This is a genomic window from Streptomyces sp. PSU-S4-23 (genome assembly GCF_055632315.1).
On record NZ_JBVMUU010000003.1, the window covers coordinates 1 to 23996 of the forward strand.

The window sequence follows — 23996 nt, forward strand, 5'->3', positions numbered from 1 at the left end:
ATAACCCTGCTGCGCAGGGTTCAAGGAACCCCCGCGCGTTGCGCGGGGGTTGACGAAGTGACACCTCCTCGCTGCGCGAGGAGGTCCGACTCGGGCGCTGCGCTTCCGAGTCGCGGGTCCCTTTCGCTGCGCTTCAGGGACTTGTGAGCCTGCTGACGCAGGCTCACGCGGCCCTGGTTCCCAGGGCCTTGGGGGTCCGTCCGCTGCGCTCCCGGACCTAGCCCGCTTCGCGGGCGGCTGGCTGCATGAGGGGGTCGGGGTGGGTGTTTCCTTCGTGGAGAACTTTCCGGGAATCCGGATTCGGGGGTGGTGCCCTCCCGGGCTGGAGATCTGGGAATGTTGTGCCGCGGGGTGTCCGGGCGGGTGTGGTGATGTCAGTTCCCCTTCGTTGCGCAGACATCCAGGTTGCTCTTCTTAGCCGAAGCCGTGTGCCACGTGCCCGAGCCAGCTTTCCTCGGCGGCAGTGTTGTTGGCGCATCCTGCTGGTCGGCTGCGGGCCCTGCCCGCCGGCGGCCGGGAGGTGAGGGCGCAGGACGCCGACACCGGGCGGCCGTCCGGTGTCGGCGTGGTGGGTGCGGCCAGCAGGCGGTCCATGCGGTCCTGGTAGCGGTGGAGGTCTTCGGACCAGCCGGGGAGGAGGAGGTACTGCACGGTGCTCAGGGTGATCGCGGCCTCCCCCCAGTCGGCTGGCGGGGGCGATGCCTGCGGCGCGGGCCCATTGGTCCCACATCACATCGCTCATCAGCACGGTCAGCATCTCGGCGTCGGTGTGTTCCAGGAGCAGCTTCATCAGCGTGGAGGATGCCTTGGCGCATGCGCGGACCGCCTCGCACAACAGGTGTGCGTCTGCTTGTTCGATGGCGCGGACCAGCCCGGGCAGTCCGTGCGCCAGTGGGGAGAGGGCGCGCAGGTCGGTTCCGGCTTCGTCGGCGGCGAGGTGGGCGGCGGTGATCCGGTCGAGCTGCCCGGGTGGGCCGGTCCACACGCTGCGCCATGCATCGGTGAGCTCTTCGGGGCTGACGTCGGCCATGCCGCCGGTCAGCAGCCGGGCGCCGACGCGAATCAGCATGGTGTTGAAGGGGTTGGACACCGTGTGGGGTTCGGGCAGGGCGATGCCTGCAGTGGCGGCGTGGTCGCGCAGGAGGCCGTCCAGGTCCCGTCCGATGGCGCGGCGCCCCTGCAGAAGACGTGCGGCGAGGTCCTGGCGGGCTTCGAAGGCGGTGTCGCTGTCGCCCTGCGGGACCTGGGTCAGGGTGATACCCGCCTGGCGCAGGGGCAGTTGGATGGTCCGGATCAGAGCCTGGCGCAGCAGTGCGGCGGTCTGTTCGGTGCCGTCGATCGCCCAGAACGTCCAGCCGATCCAGCTGATGCCGCGGCCTGGCCTGGAGAGGGCGGCGAGCCATGCGGTCCGGTGGACGATGTCGGGGCGCAGCGCGCTGGTTGCGGGGTCCATCCACTGGTCGGTGGGGGCCAGCCAGCGCTTGGCGCGCCAGCGTTCGAGCTGGTGGGGGGTGACGGTCAGTCCCAACCGGTTGACCTCGGCGGCCAGGGCGAGCTGTGCGGCGGTGGGCGGGGTGCGGGTCACGGTCGGCTCCTGCGGTCCGGGCCGGCGATGGCGTAGAGGGCGGTCGCCGTGGTGACGGCGCTGGTCCACTGCGGGTTCTGGGCGGCCAGCACGGCGGCGGCAGTCACCAGCAGCCACAGCAGGACCCGGCGGGCGGCATCCGGCCCGGGCCGTCGCGTTCCGTTCACGGTCGGACTCCTTTCGTGCCGGCTCCCCGGGGCGGGGGCGGCGCTTCTATCTGGTCACACCGGCCGGGCGGGGGCGGGAAGAACTTCGCGGGGCCCCGGGTGTCGGCCGGGGCTGCGCCGGAGTTCGCCGTGCTGCGGGAGTGGATCGGCGAGTGGGGCATGGCCTGCTGCCGTCTCGCATGTGGTGGTCGTGGCTGGCCAGCACGCCGAGGTGCTGGCACTCGGTGAGGAGTTGCTGCACGGCGGCCCGAACCCCGGGGTCGGCCTATCCTCCGGCGTCAGACGCTGTGGGTAGGGGTGGTCGGCCGGCAGAGGCGGGCGGGCAGCGCTGGCGAAGCAGGTGTGGCCGGACTGGTCGGCGCCTGCAAGTTCTCGTAGACGGGCACGGGGGCACGACCGTGCACCCGCTTGTACCGGTGGCCGCAGCCGGGGCTGCAGGTGCGCACCGCGGCCGGCTGGAGCTGTCGGCGGGGCCCGCGAGGAGCACCAGGACGACATGCCGCGGGGGCGGCCCGGAGGTAGCGGCGCTGGTGCACCAGTGCACCGGATATGTTCCTCTACCACCAGTAGAGGAACGCGGTAGAGTCGGGACATGGCAGCAGACGAGACGAGCATCAAGGTGAGCGCGGCCGCGCGGGACCGGCTGGCGCGACTGGCGGCCGAGCACGGCACGACGATCCGCAGCCTGGTCGAGGAGCTGGCGCAGAGCACGCCGACGCAGGCCGAGTACGCCGAGCGTGCCGAGCTGGCCCGCGCCGAACTCGCCTCCGCCCTCGGTCACGCGCCGAGCCCGGAGGCCGAGGCGAAGGCCCGGGCTCTGCTGGAGCGCTTGGGCGCCGCCTCGCCCGGTCCGCGGGCGGCGGCGTAGTGGCGGCGATCGCGGTCGTCCTGGACCACACGATCGCCGCGGCGTTGTACGACCCGAAGGATTCGTTCAATGAGGCGGTCGCCGCGTTCTACGTCCAGGCCTCCGGCGGGCTCGGTGATCTGTATGCGCCGGTGCTGTCGCTGACGGCCGGTGACGCCGAACGGCCGGGCCTGCTCAGCTACATCAAGGGACTGCGGTTCATCCGGATCGAGGCGTTCGACACCGACGCCGCGGTCACCGCCACAGAACTGCTGCGCTTCGGGCACTCCTGGGCCGCCGTCCACGCCATCCACGCCGCCAGGCCGTCCGCCACCCACCCCAGCGGCCGGTTCCTGCTCACCCTGACACCGAAGGCGTACGCGGGCACCGGCGTCCAGGCCGTTCACCCCGGCCAGTGACCGCCGGGCGCCTGGACGCTCGCTGCATCAAGCCCGCCCGCGCCGTCACGAACCTGGCCCACCTGACACCCGCAAGGCCCGGCGACGTCCTTTCGCCGGAAGCAGCACCGCGGCAGCCGCACGCTCCTCCGTACCGGCGGCGCGGATGTGCCCTGGCGGCGCAGGCGCGCAGCGCCGCCAGGCAGAGGCGCTTCGATCGAGCGCTTTCTGCCTGTGACCGTGTCGCCACTTCCCCAGGGGCCACAGAGTCAGTCGTCGACTTCGCGAAGGGCATTGATGACGATCTGGGCGGAACATCCTTCGCGGAGCAGATGGTCGGCGGTCTGCCGTTGATGACGCGGTCGAGCATGTCCGGGGTGCAGCCATTCAGCCGCATCTGGGCCGCGACCCCAGGGCTGGTGGTCGGCGTGAGAATGACATGGCCCTTCGTCACTCATCCCAGCAACGAGTGAGCACCGCCCGTCAGCATCGACGGCCAGGTCACCGCACCGACGCCCCCCGCAGACCATCAAGCAGCGTGACGGCGTGGACTGAACGGCGAACGGTCGTGATCACGCTGGAGCGGGCCGGGCGTGCACCGTGGAACGAATCGCATCACCGACGAAACCAGAACCTGCGCAGCTGGCGAGATTCCGGCGCGCCGTGTGCCGTGGATTGCTTGCTCGCATGGCCTGGGTGGGGATGCCCAAGCACGGCGGCCCGCACGGCCGGCCAGTCCTGGTTCCTCCACCAGTCGAAGAACTGGCCGGTGGTGAGCACCGGGAAGGTGAGCGCGTCGACGAACTCCTTGCTCTGATACACCTCGTCGGTACGCTGGGCGGGGTCGAGCCGGTGCTGATGGTTGACGATCAAGGCGGAGCAGGTGACCGGCTGGTCGGGGCGTAGCTGCGGCCAGGTCTCCAGGTGCCTCTGAAGGTAGGAGACCAGTTTGTGGGATGCCGCGCCGGATGCGGATTTCACCTCGATCAGGCACCTCTCCTGGTCCAGAACAGCGAGCAGGTCCGCCGACTTGGTGCCCAGTTCCGCATCCAGATCGGTGACGGTGAAGCCGGCGGCGCGCAGCACCACGGCGACAGCGTCGGCCAGTTCGTCGCCGGTGCCGTACAGCAGCCCGGACCGTACCGGTTCGGCTTCCTGCCGCGCCCGTTCCAGGTCGGCCTGGAAGCGGGCCTTGTTCTCGATGTAACGGGTCTCCAGTTCCTTGAGGGCGACGCGGGCTTGTGTCTCTGCGGGTGTCTCCAGGTCGGCGTCGATGCTGTGCGGGGAGCGGACGCGGCGCAGCGCGGACGGTACGTGCGCAGGCAGGGCCCGCTGGACGATCCAGTCGACCACGGTGTCCCAGTCGACCGCGTCAGGGATCAAGTACCAGATCTGTTGTCCGTCACTGGGTGTCCAGCGGGCAACGACTGGCTCGTCCAGGGGGTCCACCAGGATCGGCACCAGCTCTCCTTGGGGCTCGTGGACACTGGTCCCCCGAGGGCCTTCGAAACCGATCGGCTGCAGGGCCATGGCCCACCATGGTGCGTCGGCCGGGCGGTTCCGCAGTCGCAGTCCCAGGTCCCGGTCGGCCGCGTCCAGATCAGGAGCCAGAGAGATGTCCGCCCCTGCGGGCAGGCGCTTCCCGGCGATCGAGCCGGTGAACTGGGGGAAGTGCACACTGGCGTTGTAGCGACTGAAGACGTTCCAGGGGCCGTCATCGTCCGCGTTGCCCATCGTGGCGATGATCAGGGCGGGCTCGCCGCGCGAGGCCGCCCCGGACAGGAACCGCTCGAACTCGTCCGCGCCCCGGCCGGCGAAGTGGCTCGGGTTGATGGCCGCGGCACAGGTGCTGGTGTCCATACAGAGCCAGCGCGGCTCAGCTCCCGACTCGCTCCAGGAGATGTCCGCGTACATGGCTGAGGCCGCGAACAGGCGGTGCGCATCGCTGGCCGCCTGCGGATCCGGCTCCGCCATCTCCGCCGGGTTATGCACAGCAACGTGGACAGGAACCAGCCCGTTCGGACCTTGGGAGTGTGCAGCCATGTACGGCACCGTATCCGCCGGGTACGACGCCCCAGCCACACCTTTCCACCCCACGGCCCACCGCGTGGGCCGACCGCGTGGGTCCACGGGGCGAGCGTCGAGCGGTTCCGGAGCCGGAGAAGGCCGTCAGCCGGCGTACGCGGTCCGGCACGGCCCGGCCGCGGCCGGGCCGTACTAGCCTTCGCCGCCGTCGAACCTGTCACGGGCAGCCAGGAGCCACAGCGCCCCGCTCGGAGACAGTTGCTGAATCGGGCGGCGCAAGGTCATCGACGCTGACTGGCACCAGGAGTCCGCTGGTGGAGGGGCCACGGGGTCGGCGAGAACCTTGTGGGCGCTGACTGCTGCCTCTGGAGAGGCGGTCTGAGCCCAGGCCAGGAGCCGAGGCGCCAGCTGGGGATCAGCGGTGAGATGACAGTGCAGGCAGCTCAGATTGTTCTCCTCAACGGCTTGCTCGTACACCTCGGGCGCTTCACGCCCGATCAGGTTCCGGCCATGAGCAGCACACAGGGTCGGCCGTTGGCCGGCCTGGGGCGTATCCGGCTGGCACACGTCAGCGTGCTGTCCGGCCACGGCTGTTCGGGCCGCCGCGCGACCGCATGGCCGTACCAGTCTCGGTGAGCAGGCGGTGGACGAAGCCGTAGGACCTGCCGCAGCCCTGGGCGATGGTCCGGATCGAGACTCCCTTGTCGTACGCCTTCTTCAGATCGGCGCCGATCTTCTGTCTGGCCGGTCCTTTTATGTGGACGCGGATTCCCAGCATGTCGGCTTCCTCCAGGCGTGAACGGCCGCAGCCGACGCCGTTGCGGGTCGGGCGCGGTGTCGGGCGGCTCACCTGCGGGCGGCGGCGTCGATGTCGCCGGTGTTGACCAGCGCTGTCCTCAGCTCCTGCACCCCAAAGGAGCGTTCGTCCGGGGGCAGGGCCGTTGCGGCGTCCAGCAGGGCGCGGGCGTGCCGTCGTACGGCCGTCTCCCGCCATGTCCCGGGCGCGTGGGTGACCAGCGCCGCGGCCAGCAGCAGGGCGTCGGCATGGTCGGGGTGGGCGGCGGCGCGTTCGGCGACGAGATCGGCGTCGGCCAGGGCCGGGGAGTGCTCGGCGCTCGCCCGCATCAGCTCAAGCCACACCGTCTCCTCCACGGCCGCGTCCGCGAAGGCGCCCGCACCGGCGAGCGCTCCCGCTGGCAGACCAGGGGCCGCGAGCGCGGCCCGCCACAGCTCCACAGCCGCCCTCACCCGCGCCTGCTCGGCCGACGGGAGCGGGCCGTCGGCGCTGGCGTGCGGTGTGCGGGCGGCGATCGCCTCCAGCAGGCGGGAGACCGCGGCGGCACCCTCGCCGGTGTCGTCCGCCACCTCGGTCCACCAGGCGGTGGGTTCGCCCAGGAGAGCGGGGTCGGCCAGGAGCGCGGCCGCCGTGTGGGCGGCGGCATCGGGCGCCAGGCCGGGGGTGTCGCGCAGGGCGCCGAGGAGGTCGGCGTGGTCCAGGGCGGCGAGCAGCGGCGGACTGGGCGGCCCCCAGCGCAGCCAGCACGCGGCCGGCGAGAACCGGCCGGGGGCGAGCCGGTACAGGGCGGCGCGGTGCTCGGCGGCGAAAGCGGGGGCGTAGCGGTGCAGGGCCGGCAAGCGCACCCCGATCGCAGTGGCCACCGCCTCCTCCTCTCCACGCGCGGCGAGCGCGCCCGCCACCGCCTGAAGTACCTCGGCGGGCATCTGGCCTGCGGTGCGGGCCCGGTGGACGGCGTACTCGAGCAGGCACCCCAGCGCCCGCACCCCCGGATCCGACCCCAGCAGCTCCGGCTCCTCTTCCCCAGCCTCTGCCGGGGCGTCGCAGTCCGCGGGAGCGTCCGGGGCCTCGGTGGCGGCATCGCCGGCGAAAGCGGAGCAGTCCTCGGCCTCCTCGGTGGGGGCCGTGTCCTCGGCGGGCCGGGTGAGCCCGGTGGCCAGAGCGTGCAGGTGTGCCAGGACGGCCTTCTCCTGGTCGCCGTCGAGGTCGGTGCCGGTGCGCCACATGGTGGTGAGCAGGTCGAACAGGGCCTGGTCGGCGAAGAACGCCCCGGCGCTCTGGCCTGCGGCCGCAGTCCGGCTGGCGGCGGGGGCCGGTTGGCCGAGAACGCGGCGCAGGGCGAGCACCGCGGTGACGGCGTCCGTGAGCGCGCCACCCGGGAAGGCGCCGGGGCGGTCGGCGAGGACGGCGGCCGCGGCGAGGTAGAACGCGCCGAGCTCCGGCTGCTGAAGGGCGGCCAGAACGGCGGGCACGTCGGCCGTCCAGGCGGCCGGGTCGGCGGCGACGAGGTGGTGCAGAACCACCGCGTAGCCGTCGTCGCCGGCGTCCGGTGCTGCGGCCAGCGCGGCGGAGACCGCCACCGGCCCGTGCTCGGCGGCCATCTGCACCAGGTCTTCGGCGCTAAGGGACGTGGTTACCTTGACCGGCTCCAGGGCGGGCGCGGTGCGCGGATCGGGCGGGTCGGCGGGCTGAAGGCGGCGCACCGCGTCCAGCACCGGCTCCCAGCCGGCCAGGACCGCCGCGGGCAGCACCGGCGACCAGTCCCACACCCGCAGCCAGGAGGCGAGCGGCTCGGCGCGGCCGTCGGCCTGGTCGGCGTCGGCGGGAAGGACCTTCTCCAGCAGGGCGGTCGGTGGTGGGGCGCCGAGCGCCGTACGCACCTGTGTCTCCAGTTGCCTGGCGCGCTCGGGTGGGCAGGCGCCGAACATGAGGGCGACGAGGCGGGCCGATTCCGGGGCGGGCTCGGCGGCCACCAGGCGCGCCACGAGCGTGACGGCCTGCTCCCACCACTCCTGCCCGGCCAGCCCGCCCAGCAGCACCGCGGCCCCGGCGGGCGGCCGGGCGGCGAGGTGAGCGGCGACCAGGCGGTCGTGCAGCCGACCGTCGACGGCGGCCAGCCGGGCGAAGGCGCGGGTGCGCGCGGCCAAGCCCACGCCGGCGTCCGCGTCCGCCGCGGCGAGGTCGAGCAGGGTGCGCGCGAGCCGGGGCCCGCCGTACGCGGCCGAATCGCCGGCGTGCACCCGGTCGACGTCGGCGCCGAAGACGAGCGGACGGGAGGCCGCGGGCAGCAGCGCGACGTCGCGGGAGAGCAGGCCGGCCAGCACGGCCCGGATCATCGCCACGTTCGGGTGCGCGGGCCCGCCGCGGCCGACCGGGTACGCCGTCGACACCAGCTCCCGCAGCAGCACCGCCACCTCGTGACCGGGCAGCCGCGCCGCCGTTTCCTCGGCGATCAGCTCCCGCAGCTCCTCCTCGTCCACCACCGCGGCCGCGGCGGCATCCTCGGACACGGTCGGCCCCTCGGTATCGTCCTCGACACCGGCAGCCCGCGCCTCGGCGGCGGCCGCGCGCTCGACGACGGCCCGCAGCGCCAGATGGCCGGCGTGCTCGTCCTCGACCGCGCCGGCCAGCAGCGCCTCCACCACGAGGATCCACTCGCGCGCCCGCCCGGTACGCGGGACCGTCCGCGCCCACCTCGCGGCCAAGCGCAGCGTCGCCCCCGCCTCCGGGCCCCCGCCGGCGCGCACCGCCCCGGTGTCGGTAAGGACGGCGCGCACCTGGGCGGCGCCGAGGACGTCCTGGTGGCGTACGGCGAGGCCCAGCAGCGCGTCCAAGGCGTGGCGGCCGGCCGCGGCGGCCCGCTGCGCCCGGCTGACCGCGGGGTCTTCGTCGGCCGGCGCGGCCAGCCACGCCCGGGTGGCGTCCGGGTCCGCCTGTGCGACGTGCTCGAGGTACGGGGCGGCCGGCCACCGACCGCCCACCGCCCCGTCCGGCATCAGCAGGTGCGGCGCGTGCTCCTGCAGGACACCCAGCCACGCCGTCGCCGGGGCGGAGCGGAAGAAGTAGTCGGTGGCGCGCGGGTCCGCCCACCCCGCAAGCTCGGCGGCCTCGACGGCGCCCGGGCTCTGGAGAGCGGCGAGTTCGAGGACGCGGGCCGCACGGTCCGGAAGCGGCACCAGCAACTCACGGGCCGCCGCGAGGACTTCGCCGTACAGGACGACCGCGCGCCCCTCCACCGCGGGCCGGCCGTGCAGCGTGCCCGACGTCGCGCTGTACGCGGCGCCCCACACCTCCAGCGCCGTCTCCTGCGCGGCGCCGAGCGTGACGCCCATCAGCCGCTCGATCACCGCTCGGGCCCGGCCCTGGTGGTAGCGGCCCGGCTTCACCAACTCGGTGCGCAGCACCTCGGCCGCCGCCGCCACCCGCTCCCACGCCGCAAGTACCTCCCCGGCCGAGGCGTCGGCGACCGCCGGTGCGTCGGGCGCAGCGGTCTCAGCGCCGAAGGACGTCCGTGCGACGGCGGCCCCAGGCGGTGCCGGGACGGCGTCCACGGCGGCCAACAGGCCCTCCGCCGCCGACTTCAGTCCCACCGTGACGGGGGCGCCGGGCAGGCTCAGCAGCGCGTCCATCACGGACCGCAGACACGCCTCGGCGACCTCCCAGGGCCGGTCCATCCCCGCCCCGGCCATCACCCGCCGCGCGTCTCTCAGCAGCCCCAACGCCCGTATGCCCGGCTCGCCCTGAGCCGCCAGCGCCCCGGCAAGAATCTCGTCGACCTCGGGCACGCTCACGCCGGCCGGCGACACAACCTCGTCACTCACCCCCGCACCGTAGACCCGCCGTCCACCGCCCCCGCACCGGTATCGCGGAACTGCGATATCCAACGGGCCCTGGCCTACCGGTACTCCCCCACGCGCCGGCCGCCGACACCGTCCTCACCGCGAGGCGAGGCGGTCATACGACGCGGCTGGCTGCTGCTCGCCACCACGGCCACAGGGAGCGGAAGCGCGACACCGGACGTCGCACGACGGCCGCCGGACAGAGACACGGCCGAGGCCCGGCGGGCGGCATCGTACGGCCGCTCTCTGCCGCATGAGCACATACATGGAAGTGTGTGCATTTGTGAAATCCGCTGGGCGGGCGGCGCTACAGCTCTGGACACGGCGGACAACGCCGTCGTACGGCCTCGCCGAGGCGGGCGGCGGGTGACGAGCAGCAGCCCGGCCACACGCCCCGAAACGGCCGCCTGGCAGCGGGGGTCATGTCCCACGGGGTGGTGTAGTCAGGGCAGCTGTTTCGGTTCCGGTTGTGGGGTGATCTGCGGTTCGGGTTCGGTCGGCTTGGTGGTGAAGAGCTCGGCCATGGAGGCTTCGGAGAGGTAGCGGCGGTCGAAGACCTGCCACTCGTCGTGGAGTTCGGCCAGCACCGCGGCGGCCAGCCGGTCCAGGGCGGTGGGATTGGGGAAGACCTGGACAACATCGGCCCGCCGTTTGATCTCCCGGTTCAGCCGCTCCAGCGGGTTGGTCGACCATATCTTCTTCCAGTGCGCCGGCGGGAAGTCGGCGAATGCGGTGATGTCCACCGCCGCATCCAGCAGCATCGTCTTGACCTGTGGGAACTGCCGCCCGAGCATGTCGGCGACCACGTTCAGCTGGCTGCGCACCTGCTCGCCGGTGGTCTGCGCGAAGATGGTGCGGATGGTGGCGGCAACCATCTCCCCAGAACCCCTCTCGATCACCGAGAACACGTCCCGGACGAAGTGCACCCGGCACCGTTGCCAGGCCGCGCCGAGGAAGACGGTGCGGATCGCGGCCACCAGCCCGCTGTGGCTGTCGGAGATCACCAGCTGGACGTTCTCCAGGCCACGGGCCCGCAGCGACCGCAGGAACTTCGTCCAGAACGGCTTCGACTCACTGTCGCCGACCATCAGCCCGAGGATCTCCCGGTGCCCCGTGGCGGAGATCCCGGTCGCGATCACCACGGCCTGCGATGCGATCCGGTGATTCACCCGCGCCTTGCAGTAGGTCGCGTCCAGGAAGACGTACGGGAAGACGGTGTGATCCAGCGGCCGCTCCTTGAACGCGGTCAGCTCGGCGTCCAGCTCGCCGCAGATGCGGGAGACCTCGGACTTGGAGATCCCGCTGTCCGCCCCCAGGGCTTTGACCAGGTCATCGACCGAGCGGGTCGAGACACCGTGCACATATGCCTCCATCACCACGGCGAACAACGCCCGGTCTATCCGCCGCCGGCGTTCCAGCAGCGACGGGAAGAACGACCCGCTGCGCACCTTCGGAATCTTCAGGTCCAGGTCGCCGGCCTGCGTGGTCAGCAGCCTCTCCCGGTGTCCGTTGCGCCAGGTCGTGCGCGTCTCGGAGTGCTCGCGCGGCGCGGCACCGATCACCTCGGTGGCCTCGGCCTCGATCAGCTCCTGCAGGATGCGCTCGCACACCACCCTGATTGCTTCAACTCCCTCGGCCCGACGTAGTGACTCCAGCAGCCGCATCAGCTCAGACTGGGACAAGGCCATCGCGTGCTCCTCCGGTCGAACTGCCCGTTCACCAGAGAGACTTGCGCGATGGCCTGCCCTTGTTCAGGGAGCATGCACCGCCAACGGATGCACGCCCCCGGGCAGACACCCGCGCGTTCCGGAACCCTGCCCGACTACACCACTTCACGGGACGCGATCGCAGCGGGCCTGTTCCACGCGTCCGTGACCCGCCTCTCCCCCGCTCAGGGGAGCACAAGGCCGTACGATGGGCGGCCCCCCGAAGCAGCCGGTCAACATCCCGCTTCGACAGGACAGTCGCCCCCCGGCGGGCCGCCCGAGGGCGCAGCCCGGGGCGGGGGCGGACGGGAGCAGCACTTCGACCGGGCGGGGCGGCCGCTGGCCGGCGGTGGGGGCGTGCACCCTGCCGCATACGAGGTGGGGCGGGGGCCGGGTCCTTTCTCGTTTTGCTTCCCCACGTAGCAGCGGCTCGCGTGCGGCTGCAGCATCCCGTACCTGTAGCGGCAGGAAGACTTGCAGGGAAAGCCCGCACGGCCGGTTCTGAGCGGGGTCTTCGCAGCAAATGCGGTCCCACCCGCCTCCGTGGAGGCACCGCGGAGGCGGGTGAAGGACCGAACGGGTTGTCCGCGCGGCAGGGTGGTGTGCCGTCAGGGCTGATGCGGACGAAGCGTCCTACCGTCGCCTCGATCATCATGGCGGGTTGCTCGCGTGGAGGTGGCGGATGAGGCTCCCGATGCGGCGCCGGGGTGCTCGGGCCGGCCTGGTGGCCGGGTTGGTAGTCGCGGCATCGTATGACGGTGACCGTCCCAGTAAGAGGTCCTAACAGAAGTTTTTGATCAAGTGACCGTCGGCTTGTCTGCTCGTTGGTCGGGTCGTGGGGAAGCGTCAGTCTCGGCCGTGGATCGTGTCGGACGAACTGTGGTCGCTGATCGAGCCGTTGCTGCCCGAGCCGGGTCCGAAGCTGGTGGCGGGTCGGCCGCGAGTTCCGGACCGGCAGGCCTTGTGCGGGATCCTGTTCGTGCTGCATACCGGCATCCAGTGGGAGTACCTGCCGCAGGAGCTGGGGTTCGGTTCGGGCATGACCTGCTGGCGGCGCCTGGCCGCCTGGAACGAGGCCGGCGTGTGGGAGAAGCTGCACCTGGTACTGCTGAAGAAGCTGCGGTCGGCGAAGCAACTGGACTGGTCGCGGGCGGTGATCGACTCCTCCCACGTGCGGGCGGCCCGGCGGGGCCAAAAAGCGGTCCCAGCCCGGTCGACCGAGCGCGGCCGGGCAGCAAGCACCACGTCCTTGTCGACGGGCAGGGCATCCCGCTCGCGGTATCGCTGACCGGCGGCAACCGCAACGACGTCACCCAGCTGATCCCGCTGCTGGACAAGGTCCCACCCGTGGCCGGCACGGTCGGGCGGCCACGGCGCCGACCGGCCATGCTCTTCGCCGACCGCGGCTACGACCACGACAAGTACCGGCGACTGCTGCGGCAGCGAGGCATCCGACCAGCGATCGCCGAACGCGGCCAGCCCCACGGCTCCGGCCTGGGCATCTTCCGCTGGGTCGTCGAGCGAACGATCTCCTGGCTCCACGGCTTCCGCCGCCTGCGCATCCGCTGGGAACGGCGAGACGACATCCACGAAGCCTTCCTCGGCCTCGCCACCTGCCTCATCACCCACCGACACGTCCAACGCCTTTGTTAGGACCTCTAAGACCGAGGCGTCAGTGCTCACCTGCAGATACGGGAGGCGGCAGACCAGGCCGTCCGGCCACGTGGGGTTTCAGAAGCACGGGTACCGGCCGTGGGCGTGGGTGCGGGCATGTGTGATGGGGCTGGTCATGGTGACCGGACTGACCGTGCCGGCCTCGTCCCCCGCATGGGCTGTCCCACCCAAGCACGCTTATGTCGCCAACCGAGAATCAAGCGATGTGTCGGTGATCGACACGACGACCGACACGGCCATCGCCACCATTCCCATCGGTGGCCGACCGAGCCATGTCGCGGTCATGCCGGACGGTGGGCACGTCTATGTCACCAACCAGGACTCGAACGATGTATCGGTGATCGATACCACCGCCAACACGGTCGCCGCCGCCATCCCCATCGGCCACACGTCGATTGATCTTGCCATCACCCCAGACGGCGGGCACGCCTATGTCACCACCGGGAGTGGTGTGTCGGTGATCGACACGACGACCAACACGGTCACTGCCACCATTCCCGCTGGGGGCTATGCCGGCATCGCCGTCGCCCCCGACGGCTTGCACGCCTACGGCGTCAACTCCGGCTACCCGGGCAGCGTGTCGGTGATCGACACCACGACCAACACGGTCACCGCCACCATCCCCGTCGGGAACGACCCGAGAGATGTCGCGGTGACGCCGGACAGCAAGCACGTCTACGTCGCCAACGCCGGATCGGATACCGTGTCGGTGATCGATACCGCTACCAACACGGTCACCGCCACCATCCCCGTCGGGCGCCTCCCCTACGCGATCGCCATCACCCCCGACGGCAAACACGCCTACGTCGCCAACGCTGCTTCGAACACGGTGTGGGCGGCGGACACCGCAACCAACAAGGTCACCGCCATCATCCCGGTCGGCATCAACCCATTCGATGTGGCGGCCGCTCCTGACGGCCAGCAGGTCTACGTTGCCGACGCCACCGGGAACACAGTGTCAGTGGTTGATGCCGCCACGAACGCCGTGACCGCCACTATTCCAGTCGGCAGCGCCCCGACGGGCGTCACCGCTGGCGCGGCTGGCCAGCCCGCCCTGCCGTTCTTGACGATCGGGAAGAGTCACGCGGGAAACTTCACCCAGGGGAAGCAGGGCACGTACACGATCACGGTGGGCAACGCCGGTGGGGCCGGGGCGACTGACGGGACCACGGTGACGGTGCACGACACCCTGCCGGCAGGACTCACCGCTGCCGGCATCAGCGGTTCCGGATGGGACTGCGCCCTGGCCACCCTCACCTGTACCCGCAGTGACGTCCTTGCCCCCGCGAGCAGTTATCCGTCCATCATCCTGACGGTGAACGTCTCCTGCGACGCCCCGGCCGGCGGCACCGACACAGCCACCGTCACCGGAGGCGGCGACACCACCACCCACACCGCCACCGACCCCACCGCCATCAACCGCAACAAGCACTGCCGTCACCACCAGCCCCCACATCACCGCAGATGACGGCACTCGCCGCCAGGAGGGGAGAGCCCGCGAATGAACCGCAGACCCCTCTTTGACGTCATCGTGCCGAGCGTGTAGCCGGTGCGGTTGGTGGGGACATCGAGGTGTCCGTGTCGGTCTGGTCCGCGGCGGCACCGCACTCCCTTTCCGAGCCGCTTGAACTTGCGGTGTCTGGCACGGTGGTTCACAAAGTGGTGTCCTCCCACTCCCCGGGATCGTCATAGATCTGCTGCAGCAGATCGGCGAAGGTATCGCTCTCCAAGACGAGGGCGTTGTAGCGCAGCGGGATCCGCTTGTCGTTGATCACCACGGTGGGTGTACCGGGGCCTTCGGGGTCCTTTGCTCCCCCGGCCTTCTCGTATGCCTTCTGGGAGGCGGTCACGAAGGCGCGGTACTTCATGGATCTCACGGCCGCGTCGAACTCCGGGCTGCGCAGGCCCTCCACCTTGCCGGCCAGTTGAAGCAGGTAGGCGTCGGTGTAGCCATCGACGCTCTCCTCGGGCTGGTTGGCGTAGAGCACCTCGTGGTACTCCACGAACTTGCCCTCCTGCAGCGCGGCGCGCAGGGCGTTGACCGCCTTCTTCGACCCGGTGCCGCCGACCCGGTCGTCCAGGAACGAGGCCAGGGTGTACTCGGCTCTGGCCCGGCGGCCGAGCACTGCCTCCCGCAGTTGCGGGCCGCCGCCGGTGGTCTCGAACTCCTCGCAGTACGGGCAGCGGGGATCCTCATACAGGTGCACCTTCACCTGCGCGTCGGGATCGCCGACCGTAATGGTGATGCCGTCCGCAGCAAGCTCCTCCGGCAGTTCCTCTGCGCTCGCGAACGCGGGCCCGGGCTCCGTCGCTCGCTGCCCGCACCCTGCCAGCATCAGCATCGCGACCGCGCACACCACAGCCCATCGGCCCCCACGCACCATGCACTCCCCTCCCTTGAGAACAGCGCGACACTAGATCATCCGTACGACAACCGCACCAGCAAAACCTGTTCACCAGGCCCGACCGCAGGTTCTCCGTGAGTGCTCGCGGCGGGCGCGCACATCGTGCCCGTCCAGTTGTTCAGCGGGCTGCCCTGGTCGGCTGGGCGCTGGAGGGGGTGGCCTAGTGGTCTCGTCTGCCCGCTCAGGAGCTGGCCGTAGTGGCGCGCCAACCACACTGCGCAAAATCCGGCACCACGCTCAGCTCGCTGCGCAGCACAAACAGCCAGCTCAGCCCACGTACCGCCAATCGCCGACCGCGCGGGCCCGGTTCGTACGGATCATCACCGAGCTGGGCAACAGCAAAGCGCTGACGGTCTGCAGGCGGGCCGAACTGCTGGATACCGTGCGGGACGTGGTGGAGCCCGAGGCGGCGGGAGCGGGAGATGGCCGGGTCGCGAGGGTCGAACCAGGCCAGGTCCATGGCGCGGGCGATGCGTTCGGGGCGGACGGTGACGTCGAAGTGCCAGCGGCGTTCGATGCGGTGGTCGTGGCTGGCCAGCGCGCAGGCGATCGCTCGCACCGGTTCGTAGGCGGTGCCAAGGATGTTCTCGCCGTCGGCGCCGGGCGGGACGTGACCGGGGACGATCAGTGAGGCGGTCTTGCCGAAGACGTCCAGGCGTAAGGCTGCGGCCAAGAGCCTGGAGGCAGCGGATGACGCTGCGGGTGGGGTCGGCGAAGACGATGGCATCCACGCTGGGGAGTCGACGCCTTCGGAGATCGGACGGGAGTTGGCCAGGACCGCGCAGTCGGCGGCCACGAAGGTGTCGGCGCGCTGGACGGGGGTGTGCTCACCGTGGGCGAAGAACAGCTCCGGGGCGCGCCCGGAGAAGCAGTACGGCACGGCCCCGACAACCTGTGGGCGCTCTCGGTGACACGGCAGGCGGTGTGCGAGCTGAAGACGGGGTGCACCACCGACACGATCGCGAAGAAGGATATGGACCAGCTCGGCGGCAATCGTCCGCTGGCTCAACGACCACAATGCGGAGGTGGAGGCCTTGCCGGTCATGCTGCATCCCAGCCGCGTCAGCGACGCTGAAGCTACCGCGGTGCCGGGCGTGCGCGTCGTCACACCGACCCTGTTCGAGAGGCTGAAGGGAGCCGTGACGAGTTACGCGGCCGCGCTCGCCAGCAGCCCGGACCGCTGGGCGGACGAACGGGCCGTCCGCGATCAGCTCGCGCACCACAAGCTGACCGGCGATCGGTTGTTGACCACTTACTCCGAGCCCGTGCGCGCCTGATCAACGCCCGGAAGCACGAGGGGTCCTGGGCCGGGACGGCCTGGGGGCGCAGGCGTGCTCCCCCCGGGTGTGGCTGGGCGTGCTCGCCGGCACCGGTGAGTGGGGGCCGGTCGGGAAGGCACGGGGCCGGGGTGGCGGTCCTGCGGCGTGCGTCAGGCAGCCGGGCGGGCGGCGAGGTCGACGGCGGTACGCGCGAAGCGGACGGCCTCCTGCAGGGTGAACATGCAGTCGGCGTCGGTCAGCTCGTCCTCGTCGGGGGTGCGGGCGGCCTCCCGCATCGTGCGCAGGGCCGCCGCCGCGACGACCGCGACCGGAGCGGTCGTGGTGTAGATCCGCTCGAACGTCCTCGGCTCGGTGAGCCATCCGCCCGCCCGCACCCCGGAGATCGCGGAATTGCCGATGTGGCTGGCGCCGACGGGCCGGTTAAGGACATCCGCGGCCGCGCGCAGCGACTCCCCGCTCGCTGATGCCTCTTCCGCGGCGGCCGGCTCCAGCACCATGCACACGCCTGGACAAGGGGCGCGTCGTGCACCATGACCTCGCTGGCGGCGTGCTCGTCCAGTACGGGGCGAAGGCGCGAGCGGGCGGGCGGTTCACGGTGCTGTGCGGGCGCGGTAGGCGGCGAGGCCGGGCAGACGGGGCCGCTGCTCGGCGATGCGGTCCGTCAGGGCCCGGGCGGAAGGACGGCGGGCCTCGTGGGGCGCGACGGGTTCGACGAGGCGCAGCTGGGTGGAGGCGGCGGCCGGGTCGTGGGCGTCGAGGTTGGGTACTGGCGCGCCACCACGGCTGAGCGCTCGCGCAGCCCTTCGCGGAGGGATCGGCTGGTGTGGATGTCAAGCTCGGGGTCAATTCGGTTGCGGCATCCGGGGCCTTGGGCCGATCCTGGCCTGTTCGCCGAAAGCCGAGGCCGCCCTGTGGGGATCGGCCGATCGTGCAAGCACCGTGACGGACGGGCAGGCGCTTTCCCTGTCCTCCGGTCAACGGGCCTGGGCGCGCGCGTCGTAGTACTCCTGCAGCCGGCGCAGCATGATGCGGCAGTACTCGGCCAGCGGCCGGTGCTGGTCCTCGTCGATGACCAGGGCGACGGTGTGGATGCCGTCGGCTCCCGCAAGGGCCGCGCGGGGCTGCGAGGCGCGGAGGTTGGGCCAGTAGCGGCCGTGCGCGAACCCGGAGGCCGCACGCCAGGCGGCACACACCTTCACCGCGGTGAGGCCGGCGGCGGGCGCGGTGGCGAGCAGGATCTGGTGGGTCTTCGGCGCGGTCAGGGGGCCGAGTGCGAGGTGATCGGCGATGGCGCGGACTCGGCCCGGCGCTGTGCGCCGGTCATGCCGCCGCCGGTGGGGAGGTGGCCGGTGTCCTGTTCGTGCTGGTGGCGGTTGCGCATGTCCTCGTCCCACGGCGACAGCGTGCGGCGCCGGCGTTCGGCGCGGCCGGAGCCGTCCAGGAGCCACAGGCCGGTGGCGACGTTCTCCAGGGCGCCGCGCAGCAGAGTCCAGGGGCTGGTGGGGTCGACCTCACCGGCCGCGGTCAGGCGGCGCAGGGCGTCGGCGTGGGCCAGGCCTGCGGTGTAGGAGTTGCGGATCAGGTGCGCGGCGGCGTACGGGCCCAGCGGGGTGTCGTCGGCGGCCAGGCTGCTGGCCTGGGCGGGCGCGGGCAACTGCCGGTAGGCGCCGGCCGCGCGGGCCTGCTCGATCTCGTGGAAGAGAGGCAGAAGGTAGGCACCGTTGAAAGCCTGCGTGCTCATGACCGGCCGCGGTAGAACGCAAGGAGCCGGAAGAGGTAGCGGTTTTGGGCGGCTGCCCCGGCCGGGATGCGCCGACGAGGAGTGTGGGTGTCGGCTGCCGAGCTGGTTTTGTCGGAGGGCATGCCGGGGCCGTGCCGTGGACAAGCACCGAGCAGGACGGGGGCAAGGCCGGGCACACCGCGAGCCCGGCACCTGTCTCCCGAGTCGAGGTTGGAGGAGCAGCCGGTGACAGCGCCCATTCCCGAATCCCTCTCGCCGCTGCGGTGGCGCTGGATCCTGCTGAGCACCCGGCACCGCACGGTGCGGTTCGTGTACTGGCCGCCGCAGCACCCGGCCGGATACCGCAATCTGCGCATGTTCGACCGGGACGGCTCCAACATCGGCCGTCTGGTGTGGGTGGTGTGCGACGCCTGCCGGATCGGCAGCATCAACAAGATTTCTATCGACCCCGACCGCCACCGCCAGGGTCTCGGGCGGCGTCTGATCCGCCGGGCCCTGGCCGACGGCCCCGGCTACGCCTGGCAGACCACCCACCAATCCCCCCAGGCCAAGAAGTTCTTTCCCGCTCTGGAGGAGGAGTGGGGGGTCGCACTGCCCGAGTTCGGCGGGGTCTGCGAGCACCTCGCCTCGCCCACCGGCTACCGGCCTCCCCCGCCGGGCCGCCGCCCGCGGCCCGTGCTGGAGCGCGGCGTTTGAAGGCAGACAGGACCGTGACTTTTAGTCGTACGTGGACAACGCTGCTACCAGACGCCCCGTACGCCTAGCGACGGCGCGCAGATGGCCGCCCTGGCAGAACGGCACGCTGGGGGGCGGGGGGATGGCGATGGCGGAGGGGTGGCGCAGTCTCAGGCGGTTTGCGGGGCGGGGGCTGCCGGTGCTGGAGGATCGAGCCTGGCGATGAGGGTGTGGCCGATGCGCTGGAGTTCCTCGTCGTGGTCGATGCTCTGGAATCTGCCGCCGCGTCGGGGCAGGGCCAGTTGCCCGCGGAGCAGGGGCAGGGCCGGTACCGCGAGGGGGCCCATGCGATCCAGGCAGGCCACGACGTGGTTGGCCGTCGCGGGGTTCTTGGCCATGGCCTGCAGCAGGGTGTGAAGGACGGCCGGTGCCTCGGCCTGGCCGCCGATCTCCCAGAGCGCGGCCGCGCAAGGCACCCGGACCCATTCGTAGTCGTGCGTCAGGAGGCCTCGCAGGCGCGGCAGGGCGACGAAGGCGGGCGGGCCTATCTCGCCGAGCACATCAGCCGCGTCACTGATGCGGAAGGTGATGTGGTCGTCCAGGAGGTGGAGCAGGAGCGGCATGACTTCGGCCAGGTCACCGCCGACGGCCCACAGCGCGGCGACGGCGGCAGGACGTACGTGTGCGTCGGTGGCGCAGGTCAGCGACCGGATCGTCTCCCGTGCGCCGGCTGCCTCCGGGCCGAACGTCCCCAGTGCCTTCAGGGCTGATCGTGTGACGCCGTGCTGCTCATGGCGCACCGCGGCGCCGAGCGTGTCCACCAGCACAGGCACCGCGGCCGGGTCGCCCAGCGCTGCCAGCGCGGCCAGGATCGCGTTGGCGCTCATCTCGGTCCACTGCTGGGAGAGGTCGAGTCGGCGGAGGTGGTCGCCAAGCCGGGGCACCAACTGGGCTGCCGCCTGCGGCAGATGCCCTGCGACCTGGATTGCGCGCCAGGCGTCGACGTCGCTGTCCAGCGCGGCCAGCACACTCGGCAGGGCGCGTGCGTCGCCCAGGCGCGCCAGGGCCCGGACGGCCTCCTGATGGCTTCTGCGCAGCAGCACGTCGGGGGCTGCCCATACGCCCGGGCCGTGCGTCGCGCGTTGAGCGGCGGTGTGCGCGGCGAGTGCATCCCGGGCCGGGGCGGCGATCGGGTGGCAGGAGGCCAGGACGGCCGCGGCCTCGGCGGCGACCTCCTCATCGGCCGTGGTGAGCTGGTCGGTGACCAGCATCAGGAGCCGGGTGTGGTCCCCGCGCCAGGTCCGCATCAGCTCCCCGCTCATACGGACCGCGTCCAGGCGCGAGCCGGGGTCGGGGCTGCTCAGTTGCTCGGACAGCACCGCGGTGCGCTCGGGCACCCGGGCCCCCAGGGCTTCGTGGAACGTACGCAGCAGGGCCGTGGTCGGTGCGTACACGCGCGTGCGGTGGTCGAGATCCTCGAAGGCGGCGACGATCTGGGGCGCCACTGTGTCCGTGGGTGCCGTCGGGCGGCTCGGGGTCGGTGCGATGGGCCGCGCGGGTATGGCGCGGGCGGTCTCGCGCAGCAGGCCGACGGCGGCCGGTACGACGTCCTCGCCGATCTCATCCGGGGCGCAGCGGGCCCGCTGGACCACAGCCGCGAGCCGGGTCGCCGGGCCTTGGGCCGGGTCGGCGGCGAGCATGGTGAGCCAGTCCCTCACCTGTTGCGAGGCCGCCGGCAGGCGCAGTGCCAGGGTGGCCGCCGCCGCCACGATCCGCAGCCGCGCCGCGATACCGTGCTCGGCGGCCAGCCGCTCGCGCAGCACGGCGGCGGCCTGGTCGGCGTCGTCGAGGAAGAGCCCGAGCCCAAGGATCGCGGCCAGGCGCACGTCCGGGTCGGGGTCGCGGGCGAGTTCGGCGAACTGCGCGCCCCGCTCGCGCAGGAAGGCGACGGCCTGCGCGCAGCCCATCGGGGGGTAGTACTCGATCTCGGTGCCGTCGTCCTCGAAGCCCCGCTCCAGGGACTCCCGGCCGATGCTGACCAGCAGCACCACGATGTCGGCCCGCTCGGGCGTGGCGCCGTCGGCGGCCAGCTCGAACAGGAAGGGAAGGCTGGCCGCCGTGGCCGGGTACACGCTGCCCTGGTGGTGGACCGCGCTGTAGAAGCGGTCGAGAGCCTTGCGGCGTTCCTCGGCCTCCGGGGAACGCAGCGCCCACAGCAGAGCCGGTACCTCCTCAGCCGAGCCGTACGCGTGCTCCATCGACGCCCAGTCGATGTCATGCAGTCCGTCGAACATGATCCAAACCATGCCAGACAGCACTGACAACAGGGACCGTTCCGGGACGGGGCCGTACAACACCATCGGCACGGCCAGGACGAACGGGGGCGGGGCCTGCGTGGAGGGGCGTACGGACGGCAACTGCCGCGAGCATGGACTACTCAACGCCGTTCCCAGACCTAAGAGTTCTCAGCGACGTCAGGGAATCTCACAGAAACGGAGGTGCCGCAGGTCAAGCCCTGCACCGCGTAGGACCACGGTTGTGCAGGCCGTCATACGGGCACGGCATCAGCCGCCGCCGGAATCAAGATCAGTCTCGTACACGGGCAGGGATTCCAGCCGAGCCAGCAGCACCCGGCCTCACACACCTGGGCCAAGGTGAGAACCCACACCGGTCTCCCGAGCGGCCGTGGGCATGCGCGGTCATGGCCGACCCGTAGCGGCCCGGCGTGACAGCGATGCCAGGAGGACACGGCCACCGCGCCGCTCAACGCGCCAGCCAGCGAGCGGCGTTGGCCACCGACGCCCCGGGCCTGTCAGTGCTGCCTGCCAAGATCACGGTATGGCTGAACGTGTGCATGATCTGCTGGAACGCGGCAACGGCTGGGCGGAGCGGATCAGGGACCGGGTGACCCATCTGCCGCCGGAGCTGGCCGCGTTGGTACTCCACCTCGGACAGGCCGGAACCTTCTGGGACTGGCACTACAAGGTCGACGCCGCCTGGAAGCGGCAGACGAAGGCGTTGCTGAAGACGGACGGCGCCCGAAAGCTGGTGGCGGAGGCGATACGGGCCCTGGCGGCCGACGGATCTCTGTACGACTGCACCGACCCCAACGTCACCTGGCAGGACCTGCGGGCCAAGTCCGACCGAACCCCCACCCGCGACCTGGCCAACGGCTTCGCCCTGGCCGCCGGATACCTGACCCGCGGGGCGTCACCGGCCGAGCTCGAGGACCTGGTCGCCGCCCTGCTGACGGTGGCACGCAAGAACGCGCACGTCCTCGACGGCTACTACAAGCGCGACGACGACCTCTCCGGAGCCGTCTTCACCGCACTCGCCGACCTGTCGGCCATGGAAGCCCTCTGGACACTGCACCGCGAAGTCCAGCCCGGCGCCCACTCCCACCGGCACCTGGCCAAGATGGTCAAGAAGACCGCCACCCGCCTCGGCGTCCCGCCCCACCAGCTCCAGGAACGCACGGTCCTCACCCACGGCGTCCACGCGGACGGCACCCTGCGGCTGGGATGGATCGGCCGCGGAGCCGTCTGGCTCAACATTCCCTACGAAGCCCTCATCACCATCTCCGACGCCGGCCGCGTCACGGTCGACTGGACCGACGTCGACGAAGGAGGAACCGTCACCCGCACCACCACGCCCTTCCGCTCCCCCACCGGCTTCAAGACCAAGTACCTGCCGCACAACGTCGACGTGACCCGACGGCTGGCCCGCACGATCGAAGACACCCTGAGCGCCGAGCGCCGGCGCCTGTACGCCCTGCGGGAGGAGAACCGTCTGTGGCCGTACGCCGAGTGGGCCCGCTACTACCGTGACCACCCCCTCACCGGCGTCGTCGCCCGCGCCCTGATCTGGGAGTACGAGACCGGCCCAGGCATCTGGACCGCTGGGCTGCCCCACCCGGCCGGCTGCCTCACGCTCGCCGGCCGCACCCACGCCCTCACCGGCGCCGCCCGCGTACGGCTGTGGAACCCCGCGAGAGCAACACCTGCTCAGGTGGCGGAGGTTCGCTCCTTCCTCGGCGCACACGAAGTCCATCAGCCCTACGACCAGACCAGTCACGCCACCTGACGCCAGTCCACCGTCGACGCGGACAACGTGCCGTCGGACGTCCGACGGCGCATAGCTGTGACCTGCTGGTTTGATCAAAACGCGGGCGCTGCCGCCCTCGATGTCGTCTTGGACGGCAGGCAGGTTCGGCGCCGGCTGCGCGAGGGCACGACGGTCACGGCTGTGCTGGCCCTGGCCGCTGAGCGCGGCGTCGACCTGCGCCGGCGATGACCTACGGCGAGCCGACCGCAGCGCGTGCCGGCCGAACCGGCACGCGGCTACGGGCACTTCGCGACACACTTCACCCAGACAGGCCGTCTGCGATCGGGGCAGGGCGGACCGGAAGAAGCCGTGGACAGCGTCTGCACACGGAAGCGGGGCGGGCGGTGCCACCATCGGCTCACCGCGCCGGGCACGCCCCGGACCGCGGACCTCCCGCCGCATCGTCTGGAGGCTCCGTCTGCCCACTCCCGTCCACCGCCGAACCCGCTGGCGCCCGGCCGGTGGCCCCGGCCGAGGCGGCCGTTGTCATCACCGTGGTCGCCGCGGTGACCGTACTCGCCGCCCTGCAGCGCCCGATCCCCCTGGTGCTGACCCTGCCGAGCTCGCCGCCGCGACCGGCGGCGGTCGCGGGTGAGCCGCCGGGCAGCCGAGCCGCTGAAACTGACGCGGCTGCGCGGCTGGTTGCGCACGGCGAAGGGATGGCGCACCTTCGCCACCCTGGCGCGGCAGGCCGCCGCCGGGAAGCTGCCGGTCTCGCCCTACGCGGCGGGCTGGATGACCACCCGGACCTGCC

19 protein-coding genes are annotated in these 23996 nt (G+C 71.7%); 7 read left to right on the forward strand and 12 right to left on the reverse strand.

Going from position 1 to position 23996, the window contains the following annotated elements; all coding sequences use genetic code 11:
• Positions 1 to 217 precede the first annotated feature (217 nt).
• Together ACZ79I_RS39305 and ACZ79I_RS39310 are read right to left on the reverse strand one after the other, a co-directional pair.
• Complete coding sequence (locus ACZ79I_RS39305) at positions 218 to 1585, reverse strand: hypothetical protein (RefSeq protein WP_471505608.1); 1368 nt, start codon at positions 1583 to 1585, stop codon at positions 218 to 220.
• The gene (locus tag ACZ79I_RS39310) at positions 1582 to 1752 is read right to left on the reverse strand and encodes a hypothetical protein (RefSeq protein ID WP_471505610.1); all 171 of its coding nucleotides are present in this window, start codon (positions 1750 to 1752) and stop codon (positions 1582 to 1584) included. Before ACZ79I_RS39310 ends, ACZ79I_RS39305 begins: the two co-directional genes overlap by 4 nt.
• A 592-nt stretch (positions 1753 to 2344) precedes the next feature.
• On the opposite strand from ACZ79I_RS39310, the gene ACZ79I_RS39315 reads away from it, so the two are divergent.
• Positions 2345 to 2620, forward strand: coding sequence for a hypothetical protein (locus ACZ79I_RS39315; RefSeq protein WP_471505612.1), 276 nt, complete (start codon positions 2345 to 2347; stop codon positions 2618 to 2620).
• Entirely contained in the window at positions 2620 to 3018 is a 399-nt protein-coding gene (locus tag ACZ79I_RS39320; protein WP_471505614.1) for a PIN domain-containing protein, read from the forward strand. Before ACZ79I_RS39315 ends, ACZ79I_RS39320 begins: the two co-directional genes overlap by 1 nt.
• 594 nt (positions 3019 to 3612) lie before the next feature.
• On the opposite strand, the gene ACZ79I_RS39325 is transcribed toward ACZ79I_RS39320, so the two are convergent.
• The 4 genes from ACZ79I_RS39325 to ACZ79I_RS39340 all read right to left on the reverse strand — a co-directional run bounded on the left by ACZ79I_RS39325 (position 3613) and on the right by ACZ79I_RS39340 (position 11345).
• Complete coding sequence (locus ACZ79I_RS39325; RefSeq protein ID WP_471505616.1) at positions 3613 to 4971, reverse strand: hypothetical protein; 1359 nt, start codon at positions 4969 to 4971, stop codon at positions 3613 to 3615.
• A gap of 619 nt (positions 4972 to 5590) precedes the next feature.
• Positions 5591 to 5800: a helix-turn-helix domain-containing protein gene (locus ACZ79I_RS39330; protein ID WP_471505618.1), complete on the reverse strand. Its 210-nt coding sequence runs from the start codon at positions 5798 to 5800 to the stop codon at positions 5591 to 5593.
• A 68-nt stretch (positions 5801 to 5868) separates the two neighbouring features.
• The gene (locus ACZ79I_RS39335; protein WP_471505620.1) at positions 5869 to 9639 is read right to left on the reverse strand and encodes a hypothetical protein; all 3771 of its coding nucleotides are present in this window, start codon (positions 9637 to 9639) and stop codon (positions 5869 to 5871) included.
• A 461-nt stretch (positions 9640 to 10100) separates the two neighbouring features.
• Positions 10101 to 11345: an IS256 family transposase gene (locus tag ACZ79I_RS39340; RefSeq protein WP_471496683.1), complete on the reverse strand. Its 1245-nt coding sequence runs from the start codon at positions 11343 to 11345 to the stop codon at positions 10101 to 10103.
• Positions 11346 to 12225: 880 nt separating this feature from the next.
• Between ACZ79I_RS39340 and ACZ79I_RS39345 the strand changes: the two genes are divergently transcribed.
• Positions 12226 to 13016 (forward strand): IS5 family transposase gene (locus ACZ79I_RS39345; RefSeq protein ID WP_471504694.1). Its coding sequence is split into 2 segments (ribosomal slippage): positions 12226 to 12547 and positions 12547 to 13016, totalling 792 coding nucleotides; the frame shifts between segments, so codons are not numbered across the junction.
• 136 nt (positions 13017 to 13152) lie between these two features.
• Positions 13153 to 14505: a YVTN family beta-propeller repeat protein gene (locus ACZ79I_RS39350; protein WP_471505622.1), complete on the forward strand. Its 1353-nt coding sequence runs from the start codon at positions 13153 to 13155 to the stop codon at positions 14503 to 14505.
• A gap of 184 nt (positions 14506 to 14689) precedes the next feature.
• Here the strand turns inward: ACZ79I_RS39350 and ACZ79I_RS39355 are convergent, their stop codons facing one another.
• Positions 14690 to 15421, reverse strand: a complete 732-nt coding sequence (locus ACZ79I_RS39355) for a DsbA family protein (RefSeq protein WP_471505624.1) — start codon at positions 15419 to 15421, stop codon at positions 14690 to 14692.
• A 202-nt stretch (positions 15422 to 15623) separates the two neighbouring features.
• Complete coding sequence (locus tag ACZ79I_RS39360; protein WP_471505626.1) at positions 15624 to 16487, reverse strand: hypothetical protein; 864 nt, start codon at positions 16485 to 16487, stop codon at positions 15624 to 15626.
• Here ACZ79I_RS39360 and ACZ79I_RS39365 point away from each other — a divergent pair.
• Positions 16486 to 16719, forward strand: coding sequence for a hypothetical protein (locus tag ACZ79I_RS39365; RefSeq protein WP_471505628.1), 234 nt, complete (start codon positions 16486 to 16488; stop codon positions 16717 to 16719). The genes ACZ79I_RS39360 and ACZ79I_RS39365 overlap by 2 nt on opposite strands.
• A 152-nt stretch (positions 16720 to 16871) precedes the next feature.
• Here ACZ79I_RS39365 and ACZ79I_RS39370 read toward each other — a convergent pair whose 3' ends face one another.
• From ACZ79I_RS39370 to ACZ79I_RS39380, 3 genes are all read right to left on the reverse strand, one after another.
• Positions 16872 to 17219 carry a hypothetical protein gene (locus ACZ79I_RS39370; RefSeq protein ID WP_471505630.1) on the reverse strand — a complete coding sequence of 116 codons (348 nt, stop codon included), beginning with the start codon at positions 17217 to 17219 and terminating at the stop codon, positions 16872 to 16874.
• Between the two features lie 477 nt (positions 17220 to 17696).
• On the reverse strand, positions 17697 to 17921 hold the full coding sequence (locus tag ACZ79I_RS39375; RefSeq protein WP_471505632.1) for a hypothetical protein: 225 nt from the start codon (positions 17919 to 17921) through the stop codon (positions 17697 to 17699).
• A gap of 59 nt (positions 17922 to 17980) precedes the next feature.
• On the reverse strand, positions 17981 to 18463 hold the full coding sequence (locus ACZ79I_RS39380) for a hypothetical protein (protein ID WP_471505634.1): 483 nt from the start codon (positions 18461 to 18463) through the stop codon (positions 17981 to 17983).
• A gap of 225 nt (positions 18464 to 18688) precedes the next feature.
• On the opposite strand from ACZ79I_RS39380, the gene ACZ79I_RS39385 reads away from it, so the two are divergent.
• Positions 18689 to 19159, forward strand: coding sequence for a GNAT family N-acetyltransferase (locus ACZ79I_RS39385; RefSeq protein ID WP_471505635.1), 471 nt, complete (start codon positions 18689 to 18691; stop codon positions 19157 to 19159).
• Positions 19160 to 19308: 149 nt separating this feature from the next.
• On the opposite strand, the gene ACZ79I_RS39390 is transcribed toward ACZ79I_RS39385, so the two are convergent.
• Entirely contained in the window at positions 19309 to 21432 is a 2124-nt protein-coding gene (locus tag ACZ79I_RS39390) for a HEAT repeat domain-containing protein (protein WP_471505637.1), read from the reverse strand.
• A gap of 544 nt (positions 21433 to 21976) precedes the next feature.
• Between ACZ79I_RS39390 and ACZ79I_RS39395 the strand changes: the two genes are divergently transcribed.
• Positions 21977 to 23221: a DUF4132 domain-containing protein gene (locus ACZ79I_RS39395; protein WP_471505639.1), complete on the forward strand. Its 1245-nt coding sequence runs from the start codon at positions 21977 to 21979 to the stop codon at positions 23219 to 23221.
• Positions 23222 to 23996: the final 775 nt, after the last annotated feature.

Coding starts and splice junctions, on each gene's coding strand:
- ACZ79I_RS39315 (WP_471505612.1), top strand. CDS start 2,345: ATGGCAGCAGACGAGACGAGCATCAAGGTGAGCGCGGCCGCGCGGGAC.
- ACZ79I_RS39325 (WP_471505616.1), bottom strand. CDS start 4,971: ATGGCGGAGCCGGATCCGCAGGCGGCCAGCGATGCGCACCGCCTGTTC.
- ACZ79I_RS39330 (WP_471505618.1), bottom strand. CDS start 5,800: ATGCTGGGAATCCGCGTCCACATAAAAGGACCGGCCAGACAGAAGATC.
- ACZ79I_RS39340 (WP_471496683.1), bottom strand. CDS start 11,345: ATGGCCTTGTCCCAGTCTGAGCTGATGCGGCTGCTGGAGTCACTACGT.
- ACZ79I_RS39350 (WP_471505622.1), top strand. CDS start 13,153: ATGGTGACCGGACTGACCGTGCCGGCCTCGTCCCCCGCATGGGCTGTC.
- ACZ79I_RS39355 (WP_471505624.1), bottom strand. CDS start 15,421: ATGGTGCGTGGGGGCCGATGGGCTGTGGTGTGCGCGGTCGCGATGCTG.
- ACZ79I_RS39365 (WP_471505628.1), top strand. CDS start 16,486: ATGCTGCATCCCAGCCGCGTCAGCGACGCTGAAGCTACCGCGGTGCCG.
- ACZ79I_RS39360 (WP_471505626.1), bottom strand. CDS start 16,487: ATGACCGGCAAGGCCTCCACCTCCGCATTGTGGTCGTTGAGCCAGCGG.
- ACZ79I_RS39370 (WP_471505630.1), bottom strand. CDS start 17,219: ATGGTGCTGGAGCCGGCCGCCGCGGAAGAGGCATCAGCGAGCGGGGAG.
- ACZ79I_RS39380 (WP_471505634.1), bottom strand. CDS start 18,463: ATGAGCACGCAGGCTTTCAACGGTGCCTACCTTCTGCCTCTCTTCCAC.
- ACZ79I_RS39390 (WP_471505637.1), bottom strand. CDS start 21,432: ATGTTCGACGGACTGCATGACATCGACTGGGCGTCGATGGAGCACGCG.
- ACZ79I_RS39395 (WP_471505639.1), top strand. CDS start 21,977: ATGGCTGAACGTGTGCATGATCTGCTGGAACGCGGCAACGGCTGGGCG.